Origin of the sequence: Veronia pacifica (genome assembly GCF_001707825.1) — a bacterium.
Taxonomy (GTDB): Bacteria; Pseudomonadota; Gammaproteobacteria; order Enterobacterales; family Vibrionaceae; genus Veronia; species Veronia pacifica.
Genome location: NZ_LYBM01000075.1, coordinates 1 through 12,487, shown reverse-complemented (window position 1 = coordinate 12,487; position 12,487 = coordinate 1). Strand labels below are relative to the sequence as shown.

At 45.9% G+C, this 12,487-nt stretch carries 11 protein-coding genes and 1 pseudogene; 10 read left to right on the top strand and 2 right to left on the bottom strand.

All coding sequences use genetic code 11. The features are described from left to right. From A8L45_RS24795 to A8L45_RS22565, 5 genes are all read left to right on the top strand, one after another. Nucleotides 1–2,120: SPM autocatalytic domain-containing protein (locus tag A8L45_RS24795; protein ID WP_175402069.1), on the top strand; the 2,120-nt coding region annotated here is incomplete at its 5' end. Nucleotides 2,121–2,223: 103 nt separating this feature from the next. Next, nucleotides 2,224–4,395 carry a type I secretion system permease/ATPase gene (locus A8L45_RS22580; RefSeq protein ID WP_068905604.1) on the top strand — a complete coding sequence of 724 codons (2,172 nt, stop codon included), beginning with the start codon at nt 2,224–2,226 and terminating at the stop codon, nt 4,393–4,395. Between the two features lie 36 nt (nt 4,396–4,431). Further along, on the top strand, nt 4,432–5,781 hold the full coding sequence (locus A8L45_RS22575; RefSeq protein ID WP_068905606.1) for an HlyD family type I secretion periplasmic adaptor subunit: 1,350 nt from the start codon (nt 4,432–4,434) through the stop codon (nt 5,779–5,781). Nucleotides 5,782–5,828: 47 nt separating this feature from the next. Continuing rightward, nucleotides 5,829–7,229, top strand: a complete 1,401-nt coding sequence (locus A8L45_RS22570; protein WP_068905603.1) for a TolC family outer membrane protein — start codon at nt 5,829–5,831, stop codon at nt 7,227–7,229. Nucleotides 7,230–7,394: 165 nt separating this feature from the next. Then, nucleotides 7,395–7,703 carry an Mpo1-like protein gene (locus A8L45_RS22565; RefSeq protein ID WP_083228498.1) on the top strand — a complete coding sequence of 103 codons (309 nt, stop codon included), beginning with the start codon at nt 7,395–7,397 and terminating at the stop codon, nt 7,701–7,703. Between the two features lie 119 nt (nt 7,704–7,822). On the opposite strand, the gene A8L45_RS22560 is transcribed toward A8L45_RS22565, so the two are convergent. Further along, nucleotides 7,823–8,083 (bottom strand): hypothetical protein, encoded by a 261-nt coding sequence (locus tag A8L45_RS22560; RefSeq protein WP_068905601.1) that lies wholly within the window; start codon nt 8,081–8,083, stop codon nt 7,823–7,825. Nucleotides 8,084–8,555: 472 nt separating this feature from the next. Here A8L45_RS22560 and A8L45_RS22555 point away from each other — a divergent pair, with 472 nt between their 5' ends. From A8L45_RS22555 to A8L45_RS22540, 4 genes are read left to right on the top strand one after another with little or no spacing between them, the layout of a single operon-like run. Then, nucleotides 8,556–9,062 carry a GNAT family N-acetyltransferase gene (locus A8L45_RS22555; protein ID WP_068905600.1) on the top strand — a complete coding sequence of 169 codons (507 nt, stop codon included), beginning with the start codon at nt 8,556–8,558 and terminating at the stop codon, nt 9,060–9,062. 34 nt (nt 9,063–9,096) lie between these two features. After that, a complete protein-coding gene (locus A8L45_RS22550; protein ID WP_068905599.1) occupies nt 9,097–9,594 on the top strand; it encodes a GNAT family N-acetyltransferase in 498 nt (165 codons plus the stop codon). Further along, nucleotides 9,587–10,228, top strand: coding sequence for an HD domain-containing protein (locus A8L45_RS22545; RefSeq protein ID WP_068905598.1), 642 nt, complete (start codon nt 9,587–9,589; stop codon nt 10,226–10,228). Before A8L45_RS22550 ends, A8L45_RS22545 begins: the two co-directional genes overlap by 8 nt. Next, nucleotides 10,225–10,917 (top strand): HAD-IB family phosphatase, encoded by a 693-nt coding sequence (locus A8L45_RS22540; RefSeq protein ID WP_068905597.1) that lies wholly within the window; start codon nt 10,225–10,227, stop codon nt 10,915–10,917. The genes A8L45_RS22545 and A8L45_RS22540 overlap by 4 nt, the downstream gene beginning before the upstream one ends. An 11-nt stretch (nt 10,918–10,928) precedes the next feature. Here the strand turns inward: A8L45_RS22540 and A8L45_RS22535 are convergent, their stop codons facing one another. After that, nucleotides 10,929–11,666, bottom strand: a complete 738-nt coding sequence (locus A8L45_RS22535; protein ID WP_068905596.1) for a VOC family protein — start codon at nt 11,664–11,666, stop codon at nt 10,929–10,931. A 375-nt stretch (nt 11,667–12,041) separates the two neighbouring features. On the opposite strand from A8L45_RS22535, the pseudogene A8L45_RS22530 reads away from it, so the two are divergent. Beyond that, nucleotides 12,042–12,487, top strand: a pseudogene (locus A8L45_RS22530) (hypothetical protein); the annotation flags it as partial.

The following is a 12,487-nucleotide window of genomic DNA, read 5'->3' as shown; positions in this document are numbered from 1 at the left end:
TCGTGTCCACGTTGGACGACGGCGAGTTTGAGGGCGACGAGGACTTCACCCTGACGGTGGCGACCACCATCGGCGGCCAGACCCTCAACGCTACCGGCGACGCCACCATTACTGAAGCTCAGGCAATTCAATCGATCACTGGCACGACAGTTGAAGAAGGAGAAACCCTCTCTTTCACTGTCACCCTCACAAACGCCCCCTCGACGCCTACCACGTTCAATATCGATTTATCTGGTACAGCTTTAGCAGGCGAGGATTATGGCGCTCTGACGTTCTCTGATGGCGTGACCTATGACAGCGTAAATAAAACAATTACGGTTCCAAAGGACATCACAAGCTTCACCGTCACGACCCCTGCCATTGATAATGTGTTCAAAGAGGATAAAGAGAGTGTGGTGCTAGAAATTGGTAACGTATCTGGCACAGGATTCATTGTCGATGAAGCCAACCCTGACGCAATCATTGTTACTATGACGGGTGACACGGAAGTGACTGAAGGTAGAGATGCAAGTTACGCAGTCACGCTCGATGTAACAGATGGGCAAAAAGCGCCTCCTGGATCAATTATTACTCTGACCTATACCTTCAGCGGTGGCGCAACTGAGGAAGATATTATTAAGACAACTCAGGCGACAGTGGGTGCAGATGGCAAAACCTTTACCTTTACGGTCAGAGCCGATGATGATGTTCTTGCTGAAGTCGGCGAGAACTACACGGTTAAGGTAAATGACATCAAGATTAATGGTGATACAGTTTATGAAAACCTAGACACCAGTGCCGCGTCTGTTACGACAGAGATTAAGGATGAAACGGGTAATAATCCTGTTGGTCCACTCAGAGATATCAACAGCGACGCGAATAAGACGTTTCCTAATATCAAGGTCAATGGTGCAGCAGTTACAGATGACCCCGAGAAAAATGTCGTGGGCTATGAAGTCGGCATCACTCTCTTTGCCTCTGACCCAGACGGTGAAGGTGTAACTTACTCACTTCTCGAATCTGCGAACGGTCTGTTTAAGGTTGATCCGGGAACAGGCAAAGTGACACTGGCGCGTAAACTCACTCCGAGCGATTTAAACAACGGAGAAACAGCATTTGTCAAAATCAAAGGGCAGGCTAAATCTGAGGATGGAACAACATCAGAGGCTGAATTCAATATTACAATCTCCAAAGACGATTGGTGGTTAGAGTATATCTCCCCGTTGATCATCGACCTAAACGGCGATGGTGTTCAGACGTTGAACATCAATGAAGGGGTGGCTTTTGATATTGATGCTGACGGTAAAAAGGAGAAAGTGGGCTGGGCAAGTGCGGGTGACGCGTTGCTGGCTATTGACCTTAATGGTGACGGCATTATCAATGATGGTTCTGAACTATTTGGGGAGGCCTCACCAAAACCTGAAGAAGTCAAAGATGGTTTCCAAGCACTCAGCTTCTATGATGAAAATCAGGACGGTGTCTTTGATGCAAATGACAGTGCTTATGATGACATCATTGTCTGGCAGGATAAAAATTCTGACGGTATCTCTCAAGCTGACGAGATGATTGGTTTGGCTGAAGCTGGTGTGGTCAGTATTGATTTGACACCGGAGCAGAGTTCTCACTTCAACAATGGAAACTTTGTCGGCCTGCAATCAACCTGGACAGATGAGAATGGTGACACTCACGCCATTGATGACGTTTGGTTACAGGTGGATGATAGCGTAGATACCAACAGTATTGATCTTTCAAGTGCAGCATCTGTCAGTGGCACTGATGAGGCAGACCGTTTCATCCTCAACGCAGAGCAGACATCAACGCAGGTTACCGTTAACGATTTCACCGTTGGTGAAGACCATATTGACCTTTCTGAATTGCTTGAGGAGGACCAAATCAGTTCCTTGTTGCTTGAGGGTGATGAGGATCAGGTCACAGTCAGTATTGATGTCGATGGCGATGAACAAGCCGACCACGAGATCGTTCTCGACGGTGTCAGCCTGTCAGAACTCACGGAGGATGGCAGTGTCATCAACACGCTGTTTGACAGCGAGACAACGGCATTAATTACCAGTGATGATGCCAATGTAGTGATTGATACTGCGTCTGTCTTGGTTGAAATCGAAAAAGAATTAGAAGCATAAAAATGTAAAGCCAGAGCACTTTTTTCGGTGTTCTGGCTTTTTTTACTTTTGGGATTCACACTTTATGTGAACGCGGTATTTTCACATTCCACAAGGAAAAAGCGTGGCAAATAATAATATCCAGAGTCAGTGGAGCATTCCTGCATCGGCTCAAGTCATACCCGATCCTCTTTTGGACTGTCTGGTATTGATATCTGAGTCTTACGGTGATCCGTGCTCCAGAGAGGCTTTGATAGCTGGCTTACCTCTGAACAAAGCAAATCTCACGCCTGACCTGTTTCCAGAAGCAGCCGCTCGCGCTGGATTTTCTGCTCGCTTACTCAGAAAACCGCTCAGTGGCATATCTCCATTACTTTTTCCTTGTGTCTTATTACTTATCGATCAAAAGGCCTGCGTGCTGAGGAGCGTGGATCAAGATAAGGGGATTGCAACGATACAAATCCCTGAAAGCGGCGGCGAATCTGAAGTCGCTATCAGCGAGCTGGAAGAGACGTTTACAGGTTACTGTTTGCTGCTCAAGAAGCAATATCGGGGCGATGTGACCGGCAAACTTCACACTCACAAGACTAAGGGGCATTGGCTATGGTCAATGGTTCGCAATGCGAGTTCCCTGTATCGCGACGCACTCATTGCCTCTGTCGTGGTAAATCTATTTGCTGTTGTTTCTCCACTTTTCGTCATGAATGTGTATGACAAAATTGTCCCCAATCTGGCGTTCGAGTCTTTGTGGGTATTGGCGGTTGGCGCGGCCATCGCTTTTGGTTTCGACTTTATACTGCGTTCGTTGCGGAGTTCTCTGACTGATATCGCAGGTAAAAAAATAGATATTGTTATATCTGCAAAGCTATTTGCAAAAGCAATGGGTATCCCGCTCAGTAAACGCTTTCCAAGCGTTGGTGGTATGGCGAAACAACTCAATGAATTCGATAGCGTCAGGGAAACGCTCAGTGCCGCCACAATAATGACACTGGTTGATCTTCCTTTCGCACTTCTATTTTTAACTGTTATTTTCTTCGTTTCTGGCAATCTTGTTGCTGTCCCTATCATTGCAAGTGTATTGATTCTTCTCTACACACTGAGTATTCAGCGAAAGCTTAAACGCGCCATTGAACAAAGCAATAAATTCGGTCTCCAGAAAAATGCTCACCTGATTGAGAGCCTGACGGCGTTGGAATCGGTGAAGGCACACGTTGCTGAGGGAATAGTGCAACGAAGCTGGCAGCAAATGACAGCGCACACCGCGAACTGGCAGTTTGAGGTGAAAAGTATCTCCCAGTCAGTCTCCTACATTGCGTCTTTTATCTCTCAGCTCACTACTGTTGCCTTAGTCGTACTGGGGGTGTATGCCGTCGCTGAAGGCAATATATCAATGGGCGGTATCATTGCCGCTGTGATGCTGTCTAGCAGAATACTCGCTCCAATGAGTCAATTGGCAGGCCTGATGGTAAAAACCAATCAGACCAAAAATGCGATCCAACAACTCGATTCCCTAATGAATATCGAGGATGAATTTGAAGATAAAGCACACCTTGCCCAACGCGTGCGTTTGAACGGCCACATTGATGCCGATAACATTCGCTTTACCTACCCTAACGCGACCCAATCTGCACTCAGTCCGCTTTCTCTCTCAATTGAGGCTGGAGAAAAGGTTGCGATCATCGGGAAGAACGGCTCGGGAAAGACCACACTGCTGAAACTGTTAGCTGGCCTGTATTTGCCCACCGAGGGCAACCTGAGATTTGATGGTACAGAGTGTCGACAGATTCATCCTGCCGATCTCAGGCATAACATGGGGTACATGGCGCAGGACATCATTCTGTTTAATGGCTCAATTCGGGACAACATTATGTTTGGTTCTCGTCAGGTCACTGAACATCAATTGCTGCGTGCCTCCAGTCTCTCAGGTGTAAATTTATTCACGGTCGGTGATAACGAGGGGCTTGATAAACAGGTAGGCGAACGCGGAGAGGCGTTATCTCGTGGACAACGCCAGACCGTGGCATTGGCACGCGCTATTCTTAACGATCCGCCCATTTTGCTGATGGACGAACCCACAGCCAGTATGGATGCGAGCACTGAGAAGCGGTTTATTAAAACCATGCGGCGTATTGGCCATAACCGTACTTTGGTGTTAGTCAGCCACAAAATGTCACTAATGAAGTTGGTAGACAGGATCATCGTACTTGAAAAGGGACGTGTCCTCATAGACGGACCGAGAGATGAAGTGCTGGCTCGCTTTACAGGTGAGACAAAATCTAGTGGGAGGGAAGAGTAAGTGAAACACTCTAATCTCAAACGCGATGAGCTGGAAATGGTGGATGACGTTTACAACGCTATGTTGATGGATTCCCCCATAAAGTACCGATTTGTTATCTGGATTTTATTCGCCCTTCTTATCAGCTTTTTACTTTGGTCTAGCTTGTCCTCACTGGAACAGGTCACCCGAGGTGAAGGTAAGGTTATCCCCTCTTCCCAACTGCAAATTATACAAAGCCTTGACGGCGGTATTCTTGAGGAAATGTATGTCAAGGAGGGAATGCTTGTGGATGAGGGCCAACCCCTCGCTCGCATAGATGATACTCGTTTCCGCTCTGATGCCGCACAACAGAAAGTAGAGTCGGATTCAATGAGAGCCAATATTATCCGCCTGCAGGCTGAACTGAATACACTGACTTTGTCTCCCGTTAGCAATCAGTGGCGAAACCAAATTTCGTTGAAGCGCATTGGGCTTGATTACCCAGAGGCACTGGTGCAGCGTAAACCAGAGCTGGTGAAGCGACAGAAGCGGGAATACGACGATAGGATTAATGATCTCGAAAATCGGCTCAATATCCTTTCACATCAGGTAGATCAGAGACAACTTGATATGAAGGAACTCAACTCAAAACTGGCGACACTGAGAAGTAATTACTCATTGATAAAACGAGAGTTAGACCTAACCAGGCCTCTGGCTCAGCAAGGTGTTGTACCTGAGGTAGAGCTGCTGAAGCTGGAGCGTCAGGTTAACTCTTTGGTTGGTGAAATAGAATCAATAAAAGATTCACAGAATAAAGTGAAGGCCGCGCAGGCGGAGGCCATTCTCAAGCGCAGAGAAGTGGCACTGGCATTCAACAGTGAAGTCAGGTCAGAACTGAATAAGACGCAATCTCTGCTCGCCAGATTAGATCAGGCACAGTTGGGAACGCAGGATAAGGTTGATAAGGCCGTTATTACTTCACCCGTCAAGGGAACCATTAAGACAATACATATCAACACCCAAGGCGGAGTGGTTCGGCCTGGGAATGATCTGATTGAAATTGTTCCAGCGGAAGATCAATTGCTGATTGAAGCAAAAATTCTTCCGAAAGATATCGCATTCCTATACCCGGGGCTGCCTGCAGTGGTGAAAGTCACTGCCTATGATTTCACCCGTTATGGTGGGTTAGATGGGATTCTTGAGCACATAAGTGCTGATACGACACAAGACGATAAAGGTAACAGTTTCTACTTAGTGAGAATTCGGACAAATGAATCAAGTTTGATTAAAAAAAACGGGCAGTCTTTGCCTATCATCCCGGGTATGCTGACGTCCGTTGACATCATCACGGGTAAGCGAACTGTAATGGAATACATATTAAACCCAATTCTGCGAGCCAGAGAAAACGCTCTGAGAGAGCGTTGAATTTAATCGAGGCATGGGTCTAACAACGTGACTAGGAGTAACTACACATGTCAATAAACGCCAGCCATCGAAAGCGACTGTTAGCTGTGGCTATTGGTTGTTCTCTGTTGGTATCTTCCGCTGCAAGCGCGTTGACGCTTGAGCAGGCTGTTAGCCAGACACTGGTGACTGAACCAGAAATCCAACAGGCATTTCAACGCTATAAAGAAAGTGAAGAACAGATAAACATCGCCAAGTCAGAATATTTACCCACCATTGACCTTAATGGCGGGTATGGAAGAGAGATGACCGACAGCCCGTCTACGAGGGCGAGTAACAATAACAGTAGCGTTTCTCTTAACCGCAGAGAAATGGGTCTGAGCCTCCGTCAGATCCTTTTTAATGGTTTCTTCACTGTCAATGATGTTGAGCGTGCAAGTCGTATTGCTAAATCCCAACACTGGGGTTTGATCAATATTGCAGAGGATAAGGCACTCGAGGTTGTTGGCGTTTACATTCAGTATCTAAGGACAGAGCAGATTCATAAGCTGTCCAGACAGAATCTGTCTAACCATGAGCGTATATTCCGCCAGATCAAGAAGAAAACCAATTCAGGACTCGCATCAACGTCCGACCTTTCACAAATTTCTGGCCGTCTTGCAAGGGCGAAAGCGAATCTGGTGTCAGCAACCAACAATCTGCAGGATGCAGCTGTACAATTCAAGCGTTTGATTAACAGCCGTCCTGATAACCTCTTCATGCCAAAACCAGATGCGCAGTCTATTCCCGGCACTCTGCAAAATGCGATTAACCGTTCAGAAGAAAACCATCCTGCATTAAAAGTGGCAGGTGAAGAAATTGAAGCTATCACGGCCAGACGCAATCAGACTCAATCCAGTTTTTATCCGAATGTCAGTTTAGAACTCAATGGGAACTGGAATAACAATCTGGATGGCGTTGAAGGTGACAATAACGATCTTCAGGCGATGGTTAAAGTTGACTACAACCTGTTTTCTGGTGGTGGCGACATTGCTAAATATCGCCAGAGTTCGCATCAGGTGAATCAAGCAAAAGAGAATCGCCAACAGGTATATCGTGAAATTGTCGAAGGAACGAGTTTGTCATGGAACGCCCACCAGAACCTGCAGGAACAGACCGAGTTTGTTCGTCAGCACGTGGTTGCGGCAAAAGCAAGTCAACAGGCCTTCGAGAAACAGTTCAGTATTGGCAGACGTTCACTGATGGAACTACTGGATTCTGAAAACGAGCTTTTCGAAGCAAGAATCGACTACATCAATGCTGAATTCGATACCCTGAATACGTCTTTTAGACTGCTACATGCAACAGGTCAGCTGTTGTCCTCAATGAATGTCGCACTCCCATCTACATGGAATAAAGCCGAGGGCGAATTTTGGGAGAAATTTATGGACCTCGGTGAGAATGCCAGCGTGGAGTTATTCAATCAGTGATACCTAAACACTTTGGATCGACTGAAAGGCGCTGAGTCAGAAAGACCACAGTGCTGTTGCAAAGAAGAGGCAATGTTGCCTCTTCTTTGTTTTATATACTGCTAATGTATGGCCAGTTTATGCATGGCACACAGTTAACTTCAGCCGATAAGAGGAGGTCATTCAGTGAGCGAGAAAGCCTACAAGACATTTGCTGAATTCTACCCTTTTTATTTATCTCAACATGAAAATACAGCATGTCGACGCCTTCATTTCATTGGCAGCACACTAATATTGCTGGTATTGGCCTATGTTGTGATCACCTCTCAGTACCTGCTTCTTCTTACTCTTCCTCTACTGGGATACGGTTTTGCATGGATTGGTCACTTTTTCTTTGAGAAAAACCGACCTGCAACGTTTACTTATCCGGTCTACTCGTTTCTTGGTGATTGGGTAATGTTCAAAGATATTCTGACGGGGAAGATTCGCTTCTAAAAAGAAGCCTATGAGTATGAATCGTAAAGGCGACTCTGGCCGTAAGCATCTCGCTTACAGCCTTGAGAGCGCAGTGACTGATAAGAAATGGGGTGATTCAAAAAAGGAATACACGTACCTCAGGAAACTTCGCTTTCTTCCTTTTCAAAGAGTGCTTTAGCAGCAATTTTTAGTGCTGCCATGTCTTTATCCAACGCTTTTTCATTCCAAGCTGCATTGGATTCATAGGTCGCTGTCAGTGCGCGACTGAATCCGTTGACATTAGTTCGCTTCGTATAATTTTCATGGCACTGGTCTGAGCGACGTTGAGACTTTATTGCCTCATCAAGGGCTTCTTTTAGCATCAGAAGGCGGGCTAGATCTTTGCTGACTGCGGGCATTGGTATTCTTTCCTTTAAAACTCAACTTCGCGCAAACTAAATACGCGATAATAATTCAAGGCATCCGTCAGGCGTGGGCCGCATCAAGGCAAACAACCAAAAACACATTTCACCTGACTTCAAAAAGCGATCGTTGACAGCCATATTAGGCTATCTGGTAAAAAGTCATATTCCGTTGATAAGTAAAGGACAATCCGTTGACATTGACACAAGGTATCACCGACCCACGATTATCACAACACTGAGGCATTGTTCGGAGATTTCTCTAAGTTTCAGAGATCACAATTTATCGCAATGAATGAAATCTACAACAAAATACGCTTGCCTTGCGATAATGTAAAGGCGGGTCAGAACCCTGTGATTCTGTCGCTGTGCTTTTTTGAGTAATGACTTATGCTTTGTGACCTCGCGCAGGACAAAGGGAAAGCAAAGTGTCAGACTCAACACCAAAGATAGACACATGGAGATCTAAATGCTGGTTACAGAAAGATTGGTTTTAACCAGAATCACCAAGGAAGATATGCCACTTTTTGATGAGATCCTCTCTTGTCCAGAACAAACCCGATATTTACCTAATGAAGCTCCCTACTCTGCTGCTGAGCGAGATGCGTATGTGACCGGCAGGCTTGAGCATTGGCAGCAGCATGGATTTGGCACCTATGTGATACGGCTACGTGACGATTTAATGCAAAGGCTGGGCTATGTGGGCATAGAACACTCACCAAACCCCTCCTTTCTCGATATCCGCTTCGGTGTGTTACCCGCCAAACAAGGTCAGGGATTTGTCACAGAGGGCGCTGGGACGTTGCTCAATCACTTCCTTGGCGTACATAAAGGGCAAGAGGTCTTTGGTGTTGCCATGGTGCCCAATACTGCCTCCATAAGTGTTTTGAAAAAGCTTGGCATGACGCCAGCTGATGCCAACCTCTACGACTGTGAGGGACTGGCAACATTCAGCATCAGCGCACCGCATTGTTAAGATCTGTTTACCTGAGTAGAAAATTGGAAAGAAAATGAAAAAACATCCCGAGATCAGGCCCATTCTGGCGAAAGATGACCAAGAAATATGCCGCATTATAAAGTCTGTGGGACAAGAGTATGGTGCAGTTGGCGAAGGGTTTGGGCCATCCGATCCGGAAGTAGAGGCAATGAGTCAGCACTACGGTAAGGACGGCGTCAGCATGTACCTTGTCGTGGCTATGGATCAACACATTGTTGGTGGATGCGGAATTGCACCCTTTCAGGGTAGCCAAGAAATCTGTGAACTTCGTAAGTTGTTTTTGTTGCCGGAATGCAGAGGGCTGGGAATTGGTAAGTTACTTACAAACGAGTGTCTGGCCTTAGCACACCAGCATGGCTTTAAACAATGTTATCTGGATACACTGAAATCAATGACGTCAGCCATTTCTCTGTATGAAAAAATCGGATTCAGGCACTTATCCTCACCGCTGGATGGCACAATCCATGGCGGCTGTGATGTCTGGATGCTGATTGAGCTTGATAATGACTGAGAGCGACTTTTTAGTTGTTGAATCCCAGTTGGAGCAGTTTGTAACCCGGCAACACATCTCCGACCCGACTCATGATCTGAATCATGTCAAAAGAGTTGTTAAAAATGCAGAAATGTTGTGGCAAAAAGAAGGCGCCGACCGTGTGATCACCATAACTGCCGCTTGGCTTCATGACTGTGTGACTTTCGCCAAAAACCATCCCGAGCGGCACCTCAGCTCGGTAAGAGCGGCGGATAAAGCTATCGCGTTTCTCTCTGAACTTGGTTTTACCGATTCACAAATGAGTGCTGTCCACCATGCAATTTGTGCACATAGCTTTAGTGCGAATATCACACCAACCACTCTTGAAGCAAAAATAGTACAGGACGCTGATCGGCTCGATGCTCTCGGTGCCATTGGGATTGCCCGCTGTATTCAAGTGGGCACCGTATTACAGAGACCTCTGTATCAACCCTTGGATCCGCTCTGCGAGAAAAGAGACGCTGATGATAGTCAGTACACTCTTGATCACTTCTATACTAAATTACTGTCGTTACCTGCAACAATGCAAACAGATACCGCGAGGGAGGAAGCGCAGCGACGCTGTCAGTTTATGCGTACTTACCTCAGCCAGTTCAAGGAAGAGGTAGTTTGACTTCTCAACAAGATACAGAAGCCCACGTACAGCCAAACACAACCGTTGTTTTCGATTTTGATGGCACATTAGTCTCTCATGATACCGGATATCAGTTTTTCAAATGGCGAATACAACGTTCGCCTTTTCGCAGCCTGTGTTTCGCATTATTTTTACCCATCATCTTGCTGTTATTCCTGTGGCAAAAGACTCGAACAACAGGATTAAATCTGATTTTGTTGATAGCGATGGCGGGACAAAAAACGCCGCTTATTCGCCTACATAAACAATTTATCAGTAAATACTTCTCCGATATCGGTGCCAGAATTTTTCACGACGGCGTTGACGAGCTTAAACAACATCAAGCCTCAGGAAAAAATGTGGTCATTTTAAGTGGCTGTCCTGACTGGTTATTAAGAGGTGTTGTCAGACACATGGGCATACGTCACGCAACGGTAATTGGCAGTCCCTGTAGGGTGAGTTGTTTCGGTCTCGTCATGAAAGAACATTGCTTCAGGGAGAACAAGCTGAAAATAGCAAAAGAACACGGCCTTTTGGAGTGTCCCTGGGAGGCAGGTTACAGTGATAGTCGTAATGATATTCCTATGCTTCAGACATGCACGCGACGCATTCTTATCAACGTGAAAAAGAACAAAGTTAACGCTTTTCGCCGAGCACTGAGCGAAGGCATCGAATTCAGACAATGGTAAATACGCTGACCTCATCCCTTAGCCAGGCCAGCTTCAGTAAGACATTGGCTATTTATGATCAGCCCATTATCACTTACGACCTCAAACAAACCTGCCCCACCCTCCCCTGGCACCAGAAAAGGTTGCTGATTCTCAATCAATTGGAACTCCAACAAGGTGTATGGGCGCTGCCATAGCCATTCTCTGTTGGCTACCGCTGTCAGTTCACTGTCAGGCAGGGGTTCATCAATCCAGCTGAAAAAATACAGCGTAAATCCGTAGTCAGTGACGGGCTGGATTGACTTGAGTATCAAGCCTTGCTGCTGGCACCATGACAACATGTGTTGTCTGTCGTGACATCTCACGCTGATATGAGCAACAGTCGCCCCTGAACTGATTGGATGTGGGAGTGTCGTCGATGGAGATGAATCTGAAAACGTCGTCTGCAACAACTCTATGGTCATGCCGCTAGGATCGCTAAGGTGAGCCAGATAACCAATATCTTTAAACTGTGAAGGTTCAGTAACAAAAACCCCATGCTGTCTTAACCACTGGTAAGCAAGGTCAAGATTGACGACGGTCACGCCAATTTTCCAAAAAAAATCCTGTGGTTTGGGTTGATAAGGCTGGGCAATATCGGTGAACGACAAGCTCGCTCCCTGATTATTAAAGCGCCATCCTCGGGCTGTTGACGTCATACCGAGAATATTTTGGTAAAAAGCCGTATGCCCCTCAGCCAGGCTGGCTTTGATCGACACATTTGAAAACATCAATGAGACTCCGCATCTTGATTACCATCTCAGAGCATAAGCTAATATCTTCCGCAGACGGTACAAAAACCAAGACAAAACGTTGAATCATCATCGTATATTTCCAATCAGCATTTATTGAAATGAATGAGGTTCGCTCAACAACCAGTATTGAAAAGCGTTAAAAATAATTTTCAGGATCTAAAAAGAGATCTAAGTCGCGTTTTTTTTAGTTTTTGTACGTTAATTGCGTTTCAATACTGAAACTAATTTGCAATAAAATGCAAATAAAAATTAATAAAACGCATATTTATCACTTTTTTCGCATTAGCTACTGCTAATTATTATTGTTTGATATATCAATAAGGTTAAAAATTAATATGCAAAGGAATGTTTATGCAGTTTACTCGGTATCCGGGGCTTATTTTAGCCCTGTTCGTTATCAGTTTGAGCGCATGCCATCGTGTCACTGTTATTGACGGATACCTCGAAGGAGCGAAGGTATGGGTGGATGTTGATGCTGACTATGAACTGGACGACGATGAGCCATTTGCCGTCAGCGGGGCAGACGGTGTCGCAAGTATTGATGTCTCCGGTATCGACGACGTAAATAAATACCCGTTAGTCGCCTTAGCATTTAAAGGCAAGACCATCGACCAAGATACAAAATCGCCAGTATTGTACGATTTTATGCTCTCGTCGCCTCCGAGCTACCAGGTTGTTACCCCCCTGACAACATTGCTTGATTTCGAGCTCAGGCAAACAGGAACTAAAGCGCCCCCCTATCAGGCCGAGATAGACGCTACAGCAGCGCATCTGGGTCTACCTGCTGAAGTCATCAA